Origin of the sequence: Burkholderia sp. Bp9016 (genome assembly GCF_003857765.1) — a bacterium.
Lineage (GTDB): Bacteria > Pseudomonadota > Gammaproteobacteria > Burkholderiales > Burkholderiaceae > Burkholderia.
This window is the reverse complement of the sequence record NZ_QTPY01000016.1, coordinates 100,511-118,759: the sequence shown is the minus strand read 5'-3', so window position 1 is coordinate 118,759 and position 18,249 is coordinate 100,511. Positions and strand designations below refer to the sequence as shown.

At 65.6% G+C, this 18,249-nt stretch carries 18 protein-coding genes; 13 read left to right on the top strand and 5 right to left on the bottom strand.

What is annotated here, in order from left to right; all coding sequences use genetic code 11:
* Window positions 1–47: 47 nt before the first annotated feature.
* A complete protein-coding gene (locus DIE13_RS20550) occupies window positions 48–1,589 on the bottom strand; it encodes a flagellin (protein ID WP_124828802.1) in 1,542 nt (513 codons plus the stop codon).
* Between DIE13_RS20550 and DIE13_RS20545 the strand changes: the two genes are divergently transcribed.
* Together DIE13_RS20545 and rpsU are read left to right on the top strand one after the other, a co-directional pair.
* A complete protein-coding gene (locus DIE13_RS20545; RefSeq protein ID WP_124828801.1) occupies window positions 1,588–1,872 on the top strand; it encodes a hypothetical protein in 285 nt (94 codons plus the stop codon). The genes DIE13_RS20550 and DIE13_RS20545 overlap by 2 nt on opposite strands.
* Window positions 1,873–2,107: 235 nt before the next feature.
* Complete coding sequence (rpsU, locus tag DIE13_RS20540) at window positions 2,108–2,320, top strand: 30S ribosomal protein S21 (protein ID WP_006401410.1); 213 nt, start codon at window positions 2,108–2,110, stop codon at window positions 2,318–2,320.
* Window positions 2,321–2,441: 121 nt separating this feature from the next.
* Here the strand turns inward: rpsU and DIE13_RS20535 are convergent, their stop codons facing one another.
* Entirely contained in the window at window positions 2,442–4,565 is a 2,124-nt protein-coding gene (locus tag DIE13_RS20535) for a TonB-dependent siderophore receptor (RefSeq protein WP_124828800.1), read from the bottom strand.
* Window positions 4,566–4,793: 228 nt separating this feature from the next.
* Between DIE13_RS20535 and DIE13_RS20530 the strand changes: the two genes are divergently transcribed.
* Complete coding sequence (locus DIE13_RS20530; protein WP_244097724.1) at window positions 4,794–6,107, top strand: PepSY-associated TM helix domain-containing protein; 1,314 nt, start codon at window positions 4,794–4,796, stop codon at window positions 6,105–6,107.
* Between the two features lie 13 nt (window positions 6,108–6,120).
* Here DIE13_RS20530 and DIE13_RS20525 read toward each other — a convergent pair whose 3' ends face one another.
* The gene (locus DIE13_RS20525; RefSeq protein ID WP_124828799.1) at window positions 6,121–6,723 is read right to left on the bottom strand and encodes a DNA-3-methyladenine glycosylase I; all 603 of its coding nucleotides are present in this window, start codon (window positions 6,721–6,723) and stop codon (window positions 6,121–6,123) included.
* Window positions 6,724–6,863: 140 nt separating this feature from the next.
* Here DIE13_RS20525 and DIE13_RS20520 point away from each other — a divergent pair, with 140 nt between their 5' ends.
* Entirely contained in the window at window positions 6,864–7,745 is an 882-nt protein-coding gene (locus DIE13_RS20520; RefSeq protein WP_124828798.1) for a BadF/BadG/BcrA/BcrD ATPase family protein, read from the top strand.
* Window positions 7,746–7,890: 145 nt separating this feature from the next.
* Entirely contained in the window at window positions 7,891–8,724 is an 834-nt protein-coding gene (locus DIE13_RS20515) for a Cof-type HAD-IIB family hydrolase (RefSeq protein WP_124828797.1), read from the top strand.
* Between the two features lie 105 nt (window positions 8,725–8,829).
* On the opposite strand, the gene aqpZ is transcribed toward DIE13_RS20515, so the two are convergent.
* A complete protein-coding gene (gene aqpZ / locus DIE13_RS20510; protein ID WP_124828796.1) occupies window positions 8,830–9,573 on the bottom strand; it encodes an aquaporin Z in 744 nt (247 codons plus the stop codon).
* Between the two features lie 299 nt (window positions 9,574–9,872).
* Here aqpZ and DIE13_RS20505 point away from each other — a divergent pair, with 299 nt between their 5' ends.
* A complete protein-coding gene (locus tag DIE13_RS20505) occupies window positions 9,873–10,169 on the top strand; it encodes an H-NS histone family protein (RefSeq protein WP_124828854.1) in 297 nt (98 codons plus the stop codon).
* 101 nt (window positions 10,170–10,270) lie between these two features.
* Here DIE13_RS20505 and DIE13_RS20500 read toward each other — a convergent pair whose 3' ends face one another.
* Window positions 10,271–11,335, bottom strand: coding sequence for a glycosyltransferase family 4 protein (locus DIE13_RS20500; RefSeq protein WP_124828795.1), 1,065 nt, complete (start codon window positions 11,333–11,335; stop codon window positions 10,271–10,273).
* A 665-nt stretch (window positions 11,336–12,000) separates the two neighbouring features.
* Between DIE13_RS20500 and flhD the strand changes: the two genes are divergently transcribed.
* From flhD to cheW, 7 genes are all read left to right on the top strand, one after another.
* The gene (flhD, locus tag DIE13_RS20490; RefSeq protein WP_098550089.1) at window positions 12,001–12,321 is read left to right on the top strand and encodes a flagellar transcriptional regulator FlhD; all 321 of its coding nucleotides are present in this window, start codon (window positions 12,001–12,003) and stop codon (window positions 12,319–12,321) included.
* A 95-nt stretch (window positions 12,322–12,416) separates the two neighbouring features.
* Window positions 12,417–12,971 (top strand): flagellar transcriptional regulator FlhC, encoded by a 555-nt coding sequence (flhC, locus tag DIE13_RS20485; protein WP_124828794.1) that lies wholly within the window; start codon window positions 12,417–12,419, stop codon window positions 12,969–12,971.
* Between the two features lie 177 nt (window positions 12,972–13,148).
* The gene (gene motA, locus DIE13_RS20480; RefSeq protein ID WP_124828793.1) at window positions 13,149–14,009 is read left to right on the top strand and encodes a flagellar motor stator protein MotA; all 861 of its coding nucleotides are present in this window, start codon (window positions 13,149–13,151) and stop codon (window positions 14,007–14,009) included.
* Window positions 14,010–14,022: 13 nt separating this feature from the next.
* Window positions 14,023–15,042, top strand: coding sequence for a flagellar motor protein MotB (gene motB / locus DIE13_RS20475; RefSeq protein ID WP_124828792.1), 1,020 nt, complete (start codon window positions 14,023–14,025; stop codon window positions 15,040–15,042).
* Between the two features lie 24 nt (window positions 15,043–15,066).
* Complete coding sequence (locus DIE13_RS20470) at window positions 15,067–15,444, top strand: response regulator (protein ID WP_124828791.1); 378 nt, start codon at window positions 15,067–15,069, stop codon at window positions 15,442–15,444.
* 33 nt (window positions 15,445–15,477) lie between these two features.
* Complete coding sequence (cheA, locus tag DIE13_RS20465; protein WP_124828790.1) at window positions 15,478–17,676, top strand: chemotaxis protein CheA; 2,199 nt, start codon at window positions 15,478–15,480, stop codon at window positions 17,674–17,676.
* Window positions 17,677–17,724: 48 nt separating this feature from the next.
* Window positions 17,725–18,240 carry a chemotaxis protein CheW gene (cheW, locus tag DIE13_RS20460; RefSeq protein ID WP_124828789.1) on the top strand — a complete coding sequence of 172 codons (516 nt, stop codon included), beginning with the start codon at window positions 17,725–17,727 and terminating at the stop codon, window positions 18,238–18,240.
* The last annotated feature ends 9 nt before the right edge of the window (window positions 18,241–18,249 follow it).

Here is an 18,249-nt window from a genome sequence, read left to right as displayed (position 1 = left end):
GCGCGTTGCTTTGCGCGAGGCCCCGGGCGTGACAGCGGAAAGCGATATTACTGCAGGAGCTTCAGGACCTGCTGCGGCAGCGAGTTCGCTTGCGCGAGCACCGAGATACCGGCCTGCTGCAGCACCTGTGCCTTGCTCAGGTTCGCGGTTTCCTGCGCGAAGTTCGCGTCCTGGATTTGCGATTGGGCTTGCGACAGGTTGGTCGACTGCGTTTGCTGCGTCGTGCTGATCGCGGTGAAGCGGTTTTGCGCGGCGCCGAGGTTTGCCTGCAGGTTGTTGACGGCTGCCAGCGCGTTGTCGATCGACTCCATCGCGAGGTTTGCGCCTGCGGTCGAGCTGATGTCGATGCTTGCGACCGTGCCCGGCTTGTTCGCTGCGTTGATCGAGGCGGTGGTGCCGGTGACGCTTGCCAGGTTCGACGGAACGGCATAGGCGGTGCCGCCAGTCAGCGCGTTAGCGAGTCCCAGCGTGTCACCGAAGCCGGCGTTGGCGGATTCCGTGAACAGCGAACCAATGCCGGTCGCGTCGCCGGCCTTGGCAGGCGTGGCCTCTTGCGAGATGTCCGCGCCATTCGAGCCGATCAGGAAGCCGCCGTTGCCGTCCGCGTAGATTTGCAGCGACGTGATGGCCGGCGTGCCGCTGCCGGTGTAGGCCGTGCCGTCTGCGTTCAGGCTCAGGCCGGTCAGTTCGCCGAGCTTCGTGCCGCTCGTCGCGAGATCCGCCGTCGCGGTTGCCTTGCTCGTTGCGCTCAGTGCAGCAATGTTCTGCGTCGCGCCTGCAAGGCTTGCAGCCTGAGACTGCGTGTTCGACGTTGCTGCGAGGGCACCTTGCGGCGACAGCGTCAGCGGTGCCGGCGTAGTCGCATTGCCGGTCGTGCTCGCGCCGAACAGGTTCGAGACGGCGCCGCTCTTCAGTGCCTGATTGTTTTGATCCGTGAACTGGAAGCCACCGTTGCCGTCGGCGATCACGTTGATCTGGGTGATCGCTGCCGTGCCCGAGCCGGTATAAGCGGTGCCGTCGCTGTTCAGAGCGATGCCGGTGTACGATCCCAGCGTCGAGCCTTGGGTCGCGACGCCGCTGCCGAGCGACGCAGCCGACAGGCTTTGCGACAGGTTCAGGTTGATCGTCTGGCCAACGTTCGCGCCGACCTGGAAGCTGATGTTGCCGGCCGAACCGTCGAGCAGGTTCTTGCCGTTGTAGTTCGTCTGCGAAGCGATACGGTTCACTTCCGAGATCTGCTGTGCGACTTCGGTCTGCAGTGCCTGCTGGTCGCTTTGCGACAGCGAGCCGCTCGAGGATTGCACCGCCAGCTGGCGGATACGCTGCAGGCTCGACGTGATCTGCGACAGGCCGCTCGATGCGGTCTGGATCATCGACACGCCGTCGTTCGCGTTCGACACGCCCTGGTTCAGGCCGTTGATCTGCGTTTGCATGCGGGTCGCGATTGCGAGGCCTGCCGCGTCGTCGGCCGCGCTGTTGATGCGCTTGCCCGAGGACAGGCGGGTGATTGCCTGCGACAGGGCGTTTTGCGAGCCGTTGAGGTTCTGCTGTGCAACCAGCGAGTTGATGTTGCTATTGATTCCGAGCATGGAAATTCTCCTGTTTAAGCCGAAAGCCCTGGAAAGCCGTTTTGGCATCGGCGGAAGCACTCGTTCATTGCTGGCCGCCTCAGAGCAGGATTTCGGCGGCCCAAAACAAAACTTGAGGGCACCGTTGTCATTCGGCCCGATTTTTTGTCGTTCTTTGTCATTTCGACCGGACCCGACACGGCGCCGGATAAAAACGGGGGCGGAATGGCTCGGCTACGATGTGGCGCGGATGCGCACGTGCAATCGACAAAAGGATGGTTTTGTCTGTGATTCCCTGCTATGATGGCGGGCTGAATTGAGATTTTCTGTCACGCCTATGCCGTTACGGCATTCCTGCTGGCAGTCAAACGCGGCGCTGCACGCGGCTTGTGAAGCGTACTCGCGGTGCTTTCCGCCTCTCATTTCCGGCCTCCGAGGCCGTATTTCCGCTCGTTTCGCCTGTTGTGGGAACGCCCGGATGGCCGGTGCGTGGCGCTTGGCCGCTACGTTTTTGACCGTTTAAGCAATTTAGGAACGACATGACGACGATTCTTCTGAAAGAAAACGAGCCGTTCGAAGTGGCGATTCGCCGCTTTCGCCGTGCTATCGAAAAAAATGGCCTGATCGCTGAACTGCGCGAACGCCAGTCCTACGAAAAGCCGACCGCAGTCCGCAAGCGCAAGAAGGCAGCAGCCGTCAAGCGCCTGCACAAGCGCCTGCGCAGCCAGATGCTGCCGAAGAAGCTCCACTAAGAGCGTCTCCGGTTCGCCGCGAAACGGCGGAGTGTGCTTCGAAAGAAGCCGCTCCGCCGTTTTGCTTTTTGGCGCCGGTTTGGCGGTTTCGACCGGCGGTCCGGGCCGCCGGTCGCCTCGCTCAGAAGTCGATTTTCGCGTTCAGGCTCACCGTGCGCGGATCGCCCGGCTTCACATAATCGGCGTACTGGTATTCCCAGTAGCGGCGGTTCAACGCGTTGTCGATCGATGCGCGCAGCGTCACGTCGTGGCGGCCGATGCGCGTCAGGTAGCGCGCGCCTGCGTTGACGACGAGGAAGCCGGGCGCGTCGAGCCCGCCCGCCGCGCGTAGCGGCGTCGCGCCGGTGAATTTCGCGTCGATGCCGAGCGTCAGGCCCGGAACGCCCGGCACTGCATATCCGAGGTCGCCCGCGAGCACGAAGCGCGGTGCGCCCGCGACGCGGTTGCCGTTGTTGCCGATCCCGTTCGCATACCACGCGTCGAGCAGCATCGCGTCGACGCCGGCGTGCCAGCGCGCGCCGAGTTTCGCGCGCGCGCCGAATTCGATCCCCTGGATCACCGATTCTCCATCCTGCACGTACACGTTCGCGGCGTTCGCATATTCGGCGCTGCGCTCGACGCGGAACAGCGCGGCCGTCGCGCTCCAGCGCGCATGCTCGCTCTTGATCCCCAGTTCGTACTGCTTGCTGCGCAGCGGCTTGAGAGTCTGGCCGGCGTTGGCGTAAACGTCGTTCACGCGGCTGCCGGGCTCGAGCGATTCGGCGTAGCTCGCGTATGCGGTAGTGGTCGGCGCGAGCTTGACCATCACCGCGAAGGTGGGCGTCATGACGCCGTTCTGGCTGTAGCCGGGATCCTCGGCACCGCTCGACTCGAACGAGCGCTGCTCGTAGTTCATGTAGCGCACGCCGGCGAGTACCGACCAGCGCTCGGTGAGTTGCACGGTGTCGCTCGCGAACAGCGATTTTTGCGTGATCTCGCTCGTGCGGTACTGGACGAAGCCGTGCGGGCTCTCGTAGCGGTACGGGTTCGGCGAGTAGAGATTGCCCGTGCCGAGCGGCACGTACACGCTGTTTGCCGAATAGTCGTTCGTCTGTTTCTGCCATGACGCGCCGAGCACGATCTGATGGCTGAACGGGCCGGTGCGTACCTTGCCCTCGACCATCGCGCGCCACTGGCTGAAGCGGTTGTCCTCCAGCCCGGCATAACGGCTGTCCGAGTAGTCGCCGGCCGCATTCTCCAGGGACAGCGTGCTTTCGTTGCGGTCACGCGTCGACCGGCTGTAGCTGTACGCGACGTCGAGCTGCCAGTCGGGCGCAAGCTGGTACTGCAGCCCGGCCGTGTAGAGCTGCAGGTTCGTGTTCAGGTACTGGTCCTTGCCGCCGAGATTCGGCGTGCCGCCGCTGATCGTCGCGGGCAGCGCGCCGCCCGGATAGCCGCCGACGAAGATCGACGGCGTTTGGCCCGACGCGCGGCGCTCCTGATACAGCGCGCCGAACGTTACCGACAGGTCGCGCGTGAGGTTCGCCTGCAGCGCGAGCGACACGCTGTCGCGGCGAATGTTGCCGTCGTTGTACGTCTTGCCTTCCTCGTGCGTTGCGTTCAGCCGTGCGCCGAACATGTTGTCCGGCCCGAAGCGCTGGCCGAGATCGACGTGCTCGGTCCATACGGCGGTGCTGCGATAGCCGACATCGATGCTGCGCACGGGTTCGGCGGTGGGCTGCTTCGTCACGTAGTTGACGACGCCGCCAGGCGTCACGAAGCCATAGAGGAAGCCGCCGAGCCCTTTCAGCAGTTCGACGCGCTCGAGTTGCTCGTACGGCATCGTGACGCCGTACGAGATGAACGGCAGCCCGTCGATCTTGTAGCCGTTCTGCCAGTCGAGCTGCATCCCGCGCACGGTCACGTAGTTGGCCCACGCGCTGTATGCACCGCTGTTGTCGGACACGGCCGCATCGTTCGCGAACACGTCGCCGAGCTTGTACGGCTGACGTGCCTCGAGTTCTTCGGACGTCACGATGGTCGTCGAGAACGGCGTGTCGAGCTGGCGGCGCGCGCCCAGCGCGCCGGCCGACAGCTCGTCGGTCAGGTGCTGAGGCGAATCGTGTGCGGCCGTGATGTTGAGGGCCGGCAGCAGCGCGGCATCTCCGGGCGAATCGTCCGCGTGCGCGAGCGACGCGGCGAAGCAGGCGAGGACGGCCGCCATGCGGCGCGGGCGAACGGGAGGGCAGGCGAGGCAGGCGGTCATGGGAAGTTAATAAAAATGCGATTAAGAATCATTCGCGTTGCGTTAAAATGTCGCGCATCGTATCAAAACTCGCGTCACGCGCAACAATTCCATACCGCACGCAAGGACTTCCGGCCACGCATCGTCACGGCGGGACGGTTGTCGCGGCGCCTTACAGCCAATGACCTGCATCACGTCGATTCGGAGCCGCCGTTCGCGCCGGCCCGCCTTTCTTTCGCGGAGCGCGCGATGAATGCGCTCCTGCGACCGTTCCTCGTTCGCCTGCACCGCTGGTTCGGCCTGGCGATCGCGCTGCTCCTGTGCGTCGCGGGCCTCACCGGTGCGCTGATCGCCTGGGATCACGAACTCGACGCCGCGCTGAACCCGGATTTCTACGTCGCGCGCAGCGATGTCGCACCGCTGACGCCGCTCGCGCTCGCGGCGCGCATCGAAGCTGCCGATCCGCGCGTCCAGGTGACCTACCTGCCGCTGGCGACCGAGCCGGGACACACGCTGCAGGCGGGCGTGATGCCGCGCGCCGATTCGAAGACCGGCCGGTTGCCCGTGCTCGACTTCAACCAGATCGCGGTCGATCCCGCGACGGGCGCCGTGCAGGCGCGCCGCGAATGGGGCGCGCTGTCGCTCGCGCGGCTCGATCTGATGCCGTTCATCTACCGGCTGCACTATTCGCTGTTTCTGCCCATGTATGGCGGGATCAACTTCGGGTTCTGGGTGATGGGCATGGTCGGCATCGTCTGGGCGCTCGACAGCCTGATCGCGCTGGTGCTTGCGTTTCCGAGCCCGAAGAGCTGGCGCAAGTCGTTCGCGTTTCGCGTGCGGCGCGGCGGTTATCCGCTCGTGTTCGACCTGCACCGCTCGGGTGGCGTCTGGGTGTGGGGGCTGCTGCTGGTCGTTGCGGTCACATCGATCTCGATGAATCTCGCCGTCCCGGTCGTGCGTCCGCTCGTGTCGCTGGTTTCACCGCTTGCCGAGACGCCGTACACGAATCCCGAGCATTTTCCGCCGGCCCCGCTGGGCAGTCAGGTGCTGCCGCGTGAGCGGATCGTCGAACTCGCGCGCTCGGCCGGACGCGAAGCCGGGATCGCCGCACCGCCTGGCGCGCTGCTGTTCGCGCCGGCGATGAATGTTTACGCGGTCGGGTTCTTTACGCCCGGCAACGATCACGGCGACGTCGGGCTCGGCAACGCGTGGCTCTACTGGGATGCGGTGACCGGCAAGCCCGTTGCCGCACAGGTGCCGGGTCGCGGCTCGGCCGGCGACCTGTTCATGCAGGCGCAGTTTCCGCTGCACTCGGGGCGGATAGCCGGCGTGGCGGGCCGTATTGCGGTGAGTGTGCTCGGCATCGTCATCGCGATGCTCAGCGTGACGGGTATCTGTATCTGGGTGAAGAAGCGCAGCGCACGGGGGCGGGCGGCGCGCAGCGTGCGTGCGGGCAGCCGCGCCGACGTCGTCACGCGTGACGCGCCCGGCGACAGGCCCGGTCGCGACGGGGCGCGGGCGACTGCCGATGCCCGGCGGGTCGCCGATCCGGCGGGCCGATAAGGCCTCGCCGCTTTCAGCCCGCGTTGCGGCGCCGTGCCGACTGCTTGCCGCCGAGCGCCGCGCATTGCGCGTGGCACGGGCAGCCGACCTCGTGGTCATTGACCATCCCGGTAGCCTGCATCAGCGCATAGCAGATCGTCGAGCCGACGAACTTGCAGCCGTACGCCTTCAGCGCCTTGCTGAGCGCATCGGACTCGACGGTCGACGCGGGGGCGTCGCGATACGATTCCCACGCGTTCTGGATTGGCGTATGGTCGACGAACGACCACAGGAATTGCGCGAGCGACCCGTGCTCGTCGCGAATGCGCTGCACGGCCCGCGCATTGGTCACCGTGGATTCGACTTTCGCGCGGTTGCGCACGATACCGGGATTCTCGAGCAGTTTCTCGATGCGCTTCGGCGTGAAGCGTGCGACCGCGTCGACGTCGAAGTCCGCGAATGCTTCGCGATAGCCGGCTCGCTTGTTCAGGATCGTCGACCATGACAACCCCGCCTGCGCACCCTCCAGAATCAGCATTTCGAACAGATGGCGGTCGTCATGCGACGGCACGCCCCACTCGGTATCGTGATAGTGAGCATCCGCTTCCGTCTTCACCCAATTGCACCGCTGCGACATCGTCAGCCTCGTTCCAGTGTCGATTCGATCGCGTCAGCATAGCGGAAGCCCCCTGCACGGGATAGCTGGCGAACGGCAGATGGGCGCGCGGTGCCGATCCGGTTAAGCTTGGCGCCTGTTCGAATCAGCGGGGTCAAGGCATGACGGCATTACTTTTTGCGATCGGGGTCGACGGCGGCGGCACGGGCACCCGCGTGGTACTGGCCGATCGGCACGGGAAAGAGCTCGCGCAGGGGCGTGGCGGTCCGTCGGGCCTTGGTCTCGGCATCGAGCGCGCGTGGGCATCGATCGGCGCGGCCTGTGCCGACGCGTTCGGGCGCGCGGGATTCGCGTTCGACTGGTCGCAGTGCGCGCTCGGCTGCGGGCTCGCGGGCGTCAACAATGCCGCGTGGCTCGCCGCGTTCCGCGCGCAGGCGCCGCTCGGCGCGCTCGCGATCGAGAGCGACGCCTATACGACCGTCGTCGGCGCGCACGGCGGCGCGCCGGGGCTCATCGTCGCGCTCGGCACGGGCAGCATCGCGGCGTCGCTCGATGCAACGGGCACCTGCCGCATCTCGGGCGGCTTCGGCTTTCCGTCCGGCGACGAGGCGAGCGGCGCATGGCTCGGCATGCGCGCGCTCGCGTACGCGCAGCAGGCGCTCGACGGTCGCGTGCCGCGCGACGCGTTCGCCGACGCGCTGCTCGCGGAGACGGGCGCGCACGACCGCGACGCACTCGTCCAGTGGTCGTGCGATGCGAGTCAGACGATCTACGCGAGCCTTGCGCCGATCGTGCTTGCACACCGCACACATCCTTTTGCTGCCGCGCTGATCGCACAGGCCGGCGACGAGATCGGCAAGATGATCGATGCCCTCGATCCGCATCAGGCGCTGCCGGTCGCGCTGTGCGGCGGGCTGGCCGACGCGCTCGCGCCGGCGGTACCGGCGCGCTATGCCGCCCGGCTGTGCGCACCGATCGCGGACTCCGCACACGGTGCATTGCGGCTCGCGCTGCGGGCGTTGAAAGAAGCCGAAGCGGGCTGAACGAAAAAACGCCAGCCTTGCCGGTGAAGGGTGAAGGGTGAATCCCGGCACACCGTCCCCATTCCCCAACCGCCCGACGCGCCTCCGGGCGCGACGTTAAAATGACGGTTCCGCAGAATCCTGCGCGCCTTTTAGCCCGCCCGCCATGTACAAAGTCATCGCCACCGATCTCGACGGCACCCTGCTGAACAGCGACCACCAGCTCGATCCGTACACGATCGAGACCGTTCGCCGGCTCGACCGCGACGGCCTGCAGTTCGTGATCGCGACGGGGCGCCATTACGCGGACGTCGCCGGCATCCGCGACGTGCTGGGCATTCGGCCGTACCTGATCACGTCGAACGGCGCGCGCGTGCATGCGCCGGACGACACGGCGATCCATGCGCAGGACATCGATCCGGCGATCGTCCGCGGCCTCGTGCAGCCGGGCGTGGTCGGCGCGCACGGGCGCGTGATCGTCAACCTGTTCACCGACCGCGGCTGGCTGATCGATCGCGACGCGCCGCACCTGCTCGAATTCCACCAGGATTCGGGTTTTCAGTACGACGTGATCGACATGGCCGCGCACGACGGCGCCGATATCGCGAAGGTACTGTATATCGGCGAGCCGGCCGATCTGGCGGTAGTCGCCGAGCAGATGCGCGTGCAGTTCGGCGATGCGCTGTACGTTACGTACTCGCTGCCCGACTGCCTCGAAGTGATGACCGCGAACGTGTCGAAGGGCCGTGCGCTGCGCGCGGTGCTCGAGCGGCTCGGCGTCGACGCCGGCCACTGCATCGCGTTCGGCGATAACATGAACGACATCGATCTGCTCGAAACCGCCGGTCACGCGTTCATGATGAACAACGCGAATCCCGATCTGATCGCCCACCTGCCGCACATCCCGCGCATCGGCAACAACTTCGACGCGGGCGTCGCCCGGCACCTGCGCACGCTGTTCTCGCTCGAGGACACCCTCGGCGGCGTCGCCGCTTCCTGAACGGAAATGAAAAACGGGCGCCCATGGCGCCCGTCGAAATGACCTGCCTCGATATTGTTGGACAGCGTGAGGCTCGCTGCTCTGCTCGCGTGACCCCGTAGTGTTTTATTCGCTTGTGCGAGCGGATGCGGGCAACAGGTCGACGGTATCGTCGCGCCCGGCGACCAGCGGGTAAATGATCCCGGCGAGCACCGCGCCGATCAGCGGCGCGACCCAGAACAGCCAGAGCTGGCCGATCGCATCGCCGCCGACGAACAGCGCCGGGCCGGTCGAGCGGGCCGGGTTCACCGACGTGTTGGTGACCGGAATCGAGATCAGGTGGATCAGCGTCAGGCACAGCCCGATCGCGATCGGCGCGAAACCGGCCGGCACACCGCGCTTGTCGGTCGCACCGAGAATCACGAACAGGAAGAAGCCCGTCATCACGACTTCGCAGATGAACGCCGCGCCGAGCGAGTAGTGGCCGGGCGAGCGATCGCCGAAGCCGTTCGTCGCAAAACCGCTGCCGACGACGTCGAAGCCCGGCTTGCCGGAAGCAATCAGATACAGGACGAACGCGCCGATCGTGGCGCCGACGACTTGCGCGACGATGTACGGTGCGAGATCGCGTGCCGGGAAGCGGCCGGCGACCGTCAGGCCGACGCTCACGGCGGGATTCAAATGGCAACCCGAAATATGGCCGATCGCGAATGCCATCGTCAGCACGGTCAGGCCGAATGCAAGGGCGACACCGGCAAAACCGATACCGAGGCCCGGAAAGGCGGCAGCCAGCACGGCGCTTCCGCACCCGCCGAGCACCAGCCAGAACGTGCCGAATACCTCTGCAGCCAGGCGCTGAGAAAGATTCATGTAAGGACCTCGTTCGAGTGGATTGATGACAATCGGACGACGCGCTGAATAATCCCGTCGCCCGGAATTGGTCTGGATTATAGGAAATGAATCGGCTCGGCGAGGGTCAACGATTGTTAAATTTGAATGGCTGACGAATGGCTCTTATTAGAATAAGTCCGCATTCTCGATATAGTTGAATTGGTTAAAGATGACGGTATTAATTTCGAAGGGCAGCGCGTCAGTGCAGATGACGTAACGGGTGTCGATGTTCCGGCCGGACTCGCCGGAACCGCATCATGGAAAAGGGGAGTCGAAAAATGTCTCAATACGCGAAACTCAAGGCGCAGATCGCGGATCTGCAGGCACAGGCGGAAGATGTGCGGCGTCAGGAAGTGGCGGCGGTGATTGCCGACGTCCAGCGAATGATTGCCGAATATGGCCTCACGGCCCAGGACCTGGGCTTCGCGGAACGAGCGCGGCGCGGTCGCCCGCCGAAAAAGGCACCGTTGCCGCCGAAATATCAGGATCCGAAGTCGGGTGCGACCTGGAGTGGCCGCGGCAAGCCGCCGAATTGGATCGTCGGAAAAAACCGCGATCGTTTCCTGATCGAATGACCGGTAAAAAAGAAAGAGCCGCATCGAGGATGCGGCTCTTTGCTTTTACACGCCGAATTTCGGCGCGAATTTTACAGAATATTTCCGGATGAATTTCGGCGTCAGGCGCTCGCGACCCGGCGCAAGGTCGGCTGTTTTGCCGCCGTGCAAAGCGATTCGTAAGTTTCGACATAACGTCGCGCCATCGCTTTAGCACTGAAGCGCGTGTCGAAACGCGCACGAATCGCGTCGCGCGACAGGCTGTCGATCCGGTGCAGCGCACCCACTGCGCCCTGCACGTCCTCGACGATGAAGCCGGTCAGGCCATCCTCGATCACCTCCGGCACCGAGCCGCGGTTGAACGCCACGACCGGCGTGCCGCAGGCCATCGCCTCGATCATCACCAGGCCGAACGGCTCCGGCCAGTCGATCGGGAACAGCAGCGCCTTCGCACCCGACAGGAACGCGGGTTTCTGCGCCTCATTGATCTCGCCGATGAATTCCACGTGCGCTTCGCCGAGCAGCGGCTCGATCACTTCCTTGAAGTAGTCGGCGTCGGCCTTGTCGACCTTCGCGGCAATCTTCAGCGGCAGCCCGCTTTGTGCGGCGATCCTGATCGCGGTGTCGACGCGCTTTTCGGGACAGATCCGGCCGAGGAAGGCCAGATATTCGGGCTTCACGTCGGGCTGCGGCGTGAGCAGCGTGTCGGGCAGTCCGTGATACACGGTGCCGGCCCACGCGGCCTGCGGCAGCGGCTTGCGCTGCGAGTTCGAGATCGACACGACCGGCGATTCCGGGAACGCGTCGAACACCGGCTGCAGTTCCGGCAGGTCGAGCCGGCCGTGCAGCGTCGTCACGTATGGCGTATCGAGACGCGACATCAGCGCGAACGGCAGGTAGTCGAGGTGGAAGTGCAGCACGTCGAATTCGTGCGCGACGCGAGCGACCTGCTCGATGAGCCGCATATGGGGCGCCATCGAATCGCGAATCGACGGGTCGAGCCGCAGTGCGCGCGGCCACGCCGCCTCGAGACGGGCGGTCGTGACGGAGTCGCCGCTGGCGAACAGCGTCACGTCGTGGCCAAGCTCGACGAGCGCCTCGGTGAGGTAGGACACGACACGCTCGGTGCCGCCATAGAGTTTCGGCGGGACAGCTTCGTAAAGCGGCGCGATCTGGGCAATACGCATGGGCGTTCTCCAGTGTCGACCAGCATGAGCGCTCGAATGCGTATGCTGGTCCGATGAAAGGGTTGCGGAACTCGCCGACGCATGCTTTCTGCGGTACGTGGCCGGGTCCGTGGCGCGGTGCGCGGGACGCCGGGCGGCAAGCTGCGGGGCGGGCCGGCGCGGCTGACGCCGCCGCCTATTGGAGTCCATTATCGATACCGCCTTCCGGGGTTCGAGTGTTTTTTCAAACACTTAAGGCTTGTTACACGATGAAATACGCGAAAACCCCGATAAAAAGGGCGCAGAAACACGAAGCGGGATGGCCGCAACTATTGTTGCGCTATCGTGAAAAAGCACTATAATTTTTACCGATTCGCTCGCCGGCAGCCTTGCCGGACGGTCTTTTGCCGAATTCGCCCGACGCCGAAACCCATTCGGCCGAATCCGCGCCCCGCATGCCCCTCCGCTTTCTTCCTTTCAATTTGCCTTGTCGGAAAAATTCCTACACGGTTTACAGACAAATCCTGCATGGCATACGCCACTTCGCTGATACCGGCGTAAATGCCGTTTGGCCAAAATTCGCCCTGTAAGACTATAAACGTGCCGACCCGGCGCCGAGGGCGCCCTGATCGAGCAAACGTTTTCATAACACGAAAGGCCAAAGCAAAGTTTTTAACGGGGGAATCATGAGCGCTACCAGCGAAATGCTCAGTGAGATCAAAGAGGTCAACCTGTCGTACCTCCTCCTCGCGCAGCGCCTGCTGCGGGAAGACAAAGCGATGGGCATGTTCCGCATGGGAATCTCGCAGGAACTGGCCGACGTGCTCGCGAACCTCACGCTCGCCCAGACCGTGAAGCTCGCCGCGTCGAACCAGATGCTGTGCCGTTTCCGCTTCGACGATCACGCGTTGCTGTCCTCGCTCGCCGACAAAGGGCGCAGCGATGTGGTCGCGCACGCGCATTCGGCCATCCTGATGGCCGGCCAGCCGGTCGAAAGCATCCGCTGATCCTTCCCCGCCTTGCGGTTCGTCCCGGCGCAGCGCGCCGGCGGGCAGCGTATTGGCCACTCATCCGAACAACGTCAAGCGGACGGTTATTCACCATGGCAAGCAAAAGCGTCGTGATCGAGGTGAAGGAAATCACCCTCGCCATCGAACTGATCGAACTGGGCGCCCGGCTGCAACTGCTGGAGGCGGAGACGAGCCTGTCGCGCGACCGCCTGATCAAGCTGTACAAGGAACTGAAGGGCGTGTCGCCGCCCAAGGGGATGCTGCCGTTCTCGACCGACTGGTTCATGACGTGGCAGCCGAACATCCACTCGTCGCTGTTCTACAACATCTACCGGTTCATGCAGGACCACGGTGGATGCGAGCCGATCCAGTCGATCGTGAAGGCGTACCGGCTATATCTGGAGCACGTGAACCTGTCCGGCGACGAGGCTGCGCTGAGCCTCACGCGCGCGTGGACGCTCGTGCGTTTCTTCGACTCCGGGATGCTGCAGACGACCCCGTGCACGCGCTGCGGCGGTCACTTTGTCGCGCATGCACATGATCCGCATCAAGGTTTCGTCTGCGGCCTGTGCCAGCCGCCGTCGCGCGCGGGCAAGACCCGCAAGGCCGCAGCCGCACGCGCGGAGCTGGCCGCCGCGGCCGCCTGAGCGCCGCCGGGCGCGGGGCGGGCGGAGCCGGGCGGCTCCCGCGCGCCGCGCGAACCGCCCGGGATTGCTGGTAAACACCGCCGCGCCGCCGTCCCACGACAGCCAAAGTTTTCCCGACGACTGCCGTAAACCTGTTTAACGGCGGTCTCCCCGCCGGTCTTTCGTGAGGGACAGGCAGTGCTGATTATCGTGGGAACACTCGTGACGCTGTTGTCCGTCTTCGGCGGTTATGCGCTGGCAGGCGGGCATCTGGGCGCGCTGGTCCAGCCGCTCGAGATCCTGATGATCGTGGGCGCGGGCGTCGGCGCGTTCGTCCTCGGCAACGGCATGAAGACCATCAAGGCGACGCTGCGCGTGCTCCCGACGCTTTTCAAGAGCTCGAAGTACACGAAGGACGTCTATATGGAGCTGATGGCGCTGTTGTACGTCGTGCTCGCGAAGGCGCGCAAGGAAGGCACGCTGACGCTCGAGGCCGACATCGACGATCCGGACAAGAGCCCGATCTTCACGCAATACCCGAAGATCCTCGCCGATCGCCACATCGTCGAATTCCTGACCGACTACCTGCGCCTGATGGTGGGGGGCAACATGAATGCGTTCGAGATCGAGAGCCTGATGGACGAGGAGATCGAGACGCACCACACGGAAGGCGAAGCGCCCGCGCACGCGCTGATGCGCGTCGGCGACGCGATGCCGGCGTTCGGGATCGTCGCGGCCGTGATGGGTGTCGTGCACACGATGGCGTCGGCCGACAAGCCGCCGGCGGTGCTCGGCGCGATGATCGCGCAGGCGCTGGTCGGCACGTTCCTCGGGATCCTGCTGTCGTACGGGCTGATCGGGCCGCTCGCGAGCCTCGCGGAGCAGCGCGTCGCCGAATCGACCAAGATGTTCCAGTGCATCAAGGTGACGATCCTCGCGAGCCTGAACGGCTATGCGCCGGCGATCGCGGTCGAGTTCGGCCGCAAGGTGCTGTTCTCGACCGAGCGTCCGTCGTTTGCCGAGCTCGAAGAGCACGTGCGCCGCGTGAAGGCGAAGTGACACGGAGCGCCCGATGAGCAAGAACACGGATCGCGCGATCGTCGTGAAGAGGGTGGCGCCGCAGAAGAAGGGCCACCACGGTGGCGCGTGGAAGCTCGCGTATGCGGATTTCATGACCGCGATGATGGCGTTCTTCCTGCTGATGTGGCTGCTGGGCTCGGTCACGCCGGTGCAGCTGAAGGGAATCGCCGACTATTTCAACACGCCGCTGAAGGCCGCGTTGTTCGGCAGCGGCGATCGCAGCTCGCAGGAAGCGAGCATCATCAACGGCGGGGGGCGCGACCTGTCGAGCCTCGATGCGGGCACGCTGCGCCGCACGGACGGCACGACGCCGCTTGCGGAGCGCGTCGCGAAGCCGATCGACGAGCAGTCGCACGCGCAGGCGCAGGGTGCGCTCGAGCGGCTCGAGCAGGCGCGCCTGCACGACCTGCAGATCAAGCTGATGGCCGCGATCGAGGCGAACCCGACGCTGCGCCAGTTCAAGCAGCAGATCCGCATCGATTCGACGCTGATGGGCTTGCGCATCGAGATCGTCGATACGCAGAAGCGGCCGATGTTCGCGATGTCGAGCGACCACGTCGAGCCGTACATGCGCGACATCCTGCGCGAGATCGGCAAGACCCTGAACGATGTGCCGAACCGGATCATCGTCCAGGGCCACACCGACGCCGTGCCGTACGCGGGCGGCGAAGGCGGCTACAGCAACTGGGAGTTGTCCGCCGACCGTGCGAACGCGTCGCGCCGCGAGCTGATCGCGGGCGGCATGGACGAGGCGAAGGTGATGCGCGTGCTCGGCCTCGCATCGACGCAGAACCTGAACAAGGCCGATCCGCTCGATCCGGAAAACCGCCGGATCAGCGTGATCGTGCTGAACCGCAAATCCGAAGACGCGCTGATGCGCGACGACCAGACGACCACGACGCTGTCGGCCGACGCGGCGGGCTCGAAGCTGCTGGCGCAGCAGCTCGGCGGCCCGTCGGCGGCGGCGCGACCGGCGCTCGCGAGCGCCGCCGCCGTGGCGCCGAAACCCTGACGTTTCCCAGATTCCGAGACAGACATGATCCGAACCATTCTCGCCATCGACGACTCCGCGACCATGCGTGCGCTGCTGCAGGCGACGCTTGCGCAGGCGGGCTACGACGTGACGGTGGCGCCGGACGGCGAAGCCGGCTTCGACATGGCCGCCACCGTTGCGTACGACCTGGTGCTGACCGACCAGAACATGCCGCGCAAGAACGGGCTCGAAGTGATCACCGCGCTGCGCAAGCTCACCGCGTATGCGGACACGCCGATCCTCGTGCTGACAACCGAGGGCAGCGATGCCTTCAAGAACGCCGCGCGGGACGCGGGCGCGACGGGCTGGATCGAAAAGCCGATCGACCCGGCCGTGCTGGTCGATCTGGTCGCGACGCTCTCCGAGCCGGCGGCTTCCTGACATGAATGCGACGAACCCAACCGGTGACCGGGCATGACTCTCGACATCACGCAGTTCTACCAGACCTTTTTCGACGAAGCGGACGAGCTGCTCGCGCAGATGGAGCAACTGCTGCTGAACCTCGACGTCGGCTCGCCCGACCCCGAGGATCTCGCCGCGATCTTTCGCGCCGCGCATTCGATCAAGGGCGGCGCGGCGACCTTCGGCTTTTCCGCGCTGACCGAGACGACGCACATCCTCGAATCGCTGCTCGACCGCGCGCGCAACCATGAGCTGACGCTGACCAAGGAAATGGTCGACGCATTTCTCGAGACCAAGGACGTGCTGTCCGACCAGCTCGTCGACTATCGGGCGAGCGCCGAGCCGGACGCGGCGGCCGCCGCGGCGATCTGCGCGAAGCTCGAACGGCTGAAGGCCGAGAGCGGCGCGGGCGCATCCGACGCCGCGCCTGTCGCGCCCGCCGTCGCTGCGGCCGCACCGGCGCGTGCACCGGCGCCGGCCATCACCGGTGGCGCGCCCGATCACGTGGTCGAGCAGGCCGTCGCGGCCACGCATCCGGCGGCCGACCTGACCGCTGCCGCCGGCGCCGCCGAAGACGGCCCGCACCTGAAGATCACGCTGAAGGGCGTCGACGCGAAAGACCAGGCGCTGCTCACCGAAGAGCTCGGCAATCTCGGCGTGATCGTCGGCCGCGAGGAAGCGGGTGCCGACCTGACGCTGTGGCTCGAATCGGACGTGCCGTCCGACGACATCGTCGCCGTGTGCTGCTTCGTGATCGACGACAGCCAGATCCGCGTCGCACGCGGCACCGCGCCGGCCGCACCCGCTGCGGCGCCGGCCGCGGCCGAACCCGCCGCGCGGGGCGAGGTGTTCGCGCCGGCCGCTGCCGCGCCGCAATCGCCGGCGCCCGCCGCCCCGGAGCCGGTGCAACCGGCGCCACCGGCTCCGCACGCGGAACCCGCCGCATCGGCCGCCGCGCACCATGACGACAAGCGCGCGCGCCCGGCCGCCGTGGCTGCGTCGGGCGCCGAAGGCAGCTCGATCCGCGTGGGCGTCGAGAAGGTCGACCAGCTGATCAACCTCGTCGGAGAGCTCGTGATCACGCAGGCGATGCTGGCGGAAACGGCCAGCGCGTTCGATCCGGCGCTGCACGATCGCCTGTTCAACGGCATGGCGCAGCTCGAGCGCAACGCGCGCGACCTGCAGGAAGCGGTGATGTCGATCCGGATGATGCCGATGGACTACGTGTTCAGCCGCTTCCCGCGGCTCGTGCGCGACCTCGCCGGCAAGCTCGGCAAGCAGGTCGAGCTCGTCACGTTCGGCCAGGCGACCGAGCTCGACAAGAGCCTGATCGAGCGGATCATCGACCCGCTTACGCACCTCGTGCGCAACAGCCTCGACCACGGGATTGAGACGGTCGACAAGCGCGTGGCTGCCGGCAAGGATGCGGTCGGCCAGCTCGTGCTGTCGGCCGCGCATCACGGCGGCAACATCGTGATCGAGGTCAGCGACGACGGCGCGGGCCTGAACCGCGAACGGATCCTCGCGAAGGCCGCGAAGCAGGGCATGCAGGTGCCCGACAACATGTCCGACGACGAAGTGTGGAACCTGATCTTCGCGCCGGGCTTCTCGACCGCCGAGACGGTGACCGACGTGTCGGGCCGCGGCGTCGGGATGGACGTCGTGAAGCGCAACATCCAGTCGATGGGCGGTCACGTCGAGATCACGTCGCAGGCCGGCCGCGGCACGACCACGCGGATCGTGCTGCCGCTCACGCTCGCGATCCTCGACGGGATGTCGGTGAAGGTCGGCAGCGAGATCTTCATCCTGCCGCTGAACTTCGTGATGGAGTCGCTGCAGCCGTCGATCGACGACATCTACACAGTCGGCAACGGCGAGCGCGTGGTGCGCGTGCGCGGCGAATACCTGCCGCTCGTCGCGCTGCACGAGGTGTTCTCGGTCGAGGGCGCACGCACCGACCCGACCCAGGGGATCGTCACGATCATGGAAACCGAAGGGCGCCGCTTCGCGATGCTGATCGACGAACTGGTCGGCCAGCAGCAGGTGGTCGTGAAGAACCTCGAAACCAACTACCGCAAGGTGCACGGCATCTCGGCGGCGACCATCCTGGGCGACGGCAGCGTCGCGCTGATCGTCGACGTCGCGGCGCTGAACCGCGAAACCCGTGCGACGCACGGCGCCCGAGCCGGCGCCGAGCTCGCGATCTTCTGACTCTCGCCATTCAACCCACTGGGGGCAAACGTGTCTGCTGAAGTCCAAATGATCAATCCGGCCGCGGCGAACGCGGCCAGCAGCCGCCGCGACGCCGGGCAAGGCGATGCGACGGGCCAGGAATTCCTCGTGTTCACGCTCGGCGACGAGGAATACGGGATCGACATCCTGAAGGTGCAGGAAATCCGCGGCTACGAGAGCGTCACGCGCATCGCGAACGCGCCGGATTTCATCAAGGGCGTGATCAACTTGCGCGGCATCATCGTGCCGATCGTCGACATGCGGATCAAGTTCCATCTGGGCCGCGTCGAGTACGACCACCAGACCGTCGTGATCATCCTGAACGTCGCGCATCGCGTGGTCGGGATGGTGGTCGACGGCGTGTCGGACGTGCTCACGCTGCAGGCCGACCAGATCATGCCGGCGCCGGAATTCGGCGCGACGCTGACGACCGAGTACCTGACTGGCCTCGGCACGGTCGACGGCCGGATGCTGATCCTGATGGACATCGAGAAGCTGATGTCGAGCCGGGAAATGGCGTTGATCGAGGCGCTCGGCGCGTAAGCGCGCCGA

Excerpts from the sequence above, each read along its gene's own strand:
- aqpZ (WP_124828796.1), bottom strand. The coding sequence starts at position 9,573 with ATGAATCTTTCTCAGCGCCTGGCTGCAGAGGTATTCGGCACGTTCTGG.
- DIE13_RS20470 (WP_124828791.1), top strand. The coding sequence starts at position 15,067 with ATGATCCGAACCATTCTCGCCATCGACGACTCCGCGACCATGCGTGCG.
- DIE13_RS20530 (WP_244097724.1), top strand. The coding sequence starts at position 4,794 with ATGAATGCGCTCCTGCGACCGTTCCTCGTTCGCCTGCACCGCTGGTTC.
- DIE13_RS20515 (WP_124828797.1), top strand. The coding sequence starts at position 7,891 with ATGTACAAAGTCATCGCCACCGATCTCGACGGCACCCTGCTGAACAGC.
- DIE13_RS20520 (WP_124828798.1), top strand. The coding sequence starts at position 6,864 with ATGACGGCATTACTTTTTGCGATCGGGGTCGACGGCGGCGGCACGGGC.
- DIE13_RS20550 (WP_124828802.1), bottom strand. The coding sequence starts at position 1,589 with ATGCTCGGAATCAATAGCAACATCAACTCGCTGGTTGCACAGCAGAAC.
- motB (WP_124828792.1), top strand. The coding sequence starts at position 14,023 with ATGAGCAAGAACACGGATCGCGCGATCGTCGTGAAGAGGGTGGCGCCG.
- rpsU (WP_006401410.1), top strand. The coding sequence starts at position 2,108 with ATGACGACGATTCTTCTGAAAGAAAACGAGCCGTTCGAAGTGGCGATT.
- cheW (WP_124828789.1), top strand. The coding sequence starts at position 17,725 with ATGATCAATCCGGCCGCGGCGAACGCGGCCAGCAGCCGCCGCGACGCC.
- flhC (WP_124828794.1), top strand. The coding sequence starts at position 12,417 with ATGGCAAGCAAAAGCGTCGTGATCGAGGTGAAGGAAATCACCCTCGCC.
- DIE13_RS20505 (WP_124828854.1), top strand. The coding sequence starts at position 9,873 with ATGTCTCAATACGCGAAACTCAAGGCGCAGATCGCGGATCTGCAGGCA.
- cheA (WP_124828790.1), top strand. The coding sequence starts at position 15,478 with ATGACTCTCGACATCACGCAGTTCTACCAGACCTTTTTCGACGAAGCG.
- DIE13_RS20535 (WP_124828800.1), bottom strand. The coding sequence starts at position 4,565 with ATGACCGCCTGCCTCGCCTGCCCTCCCGTTCGCCCGCGCCGCATGGCG.
- flhD (WP_098550089.1), top strand. The coding sequence starts at position 12,001 with ATGAGCGCTACCAGCGAAATGCTCAGTGAGATCAAAGAGGTCAACCTG.
- DIE13_RS20500 (WP_124828795.1), bottom strand. The coding sequence starts at position 11,335 with ATGCGTATTGCCCAGATCGCGCCGCTTTACGAAGCTGTCCCGCCGAAA.
- DIE13_RS20525 (WP_124828799.1), bottom strand. The coding sequence starts at position 6,723 with ATGTCGCAGCGGTGCAATTGGGTGAAGACGGAAGCGGATGCTCACTAT.
- DIE13_RS20545 (WP_124828801.1), top strand. The coding sequence starts at position 1,588 with ATGGAAATTCTCCTGTTTAAGCCGAAAGCCCTGGAAAGCCGTTTTGGC.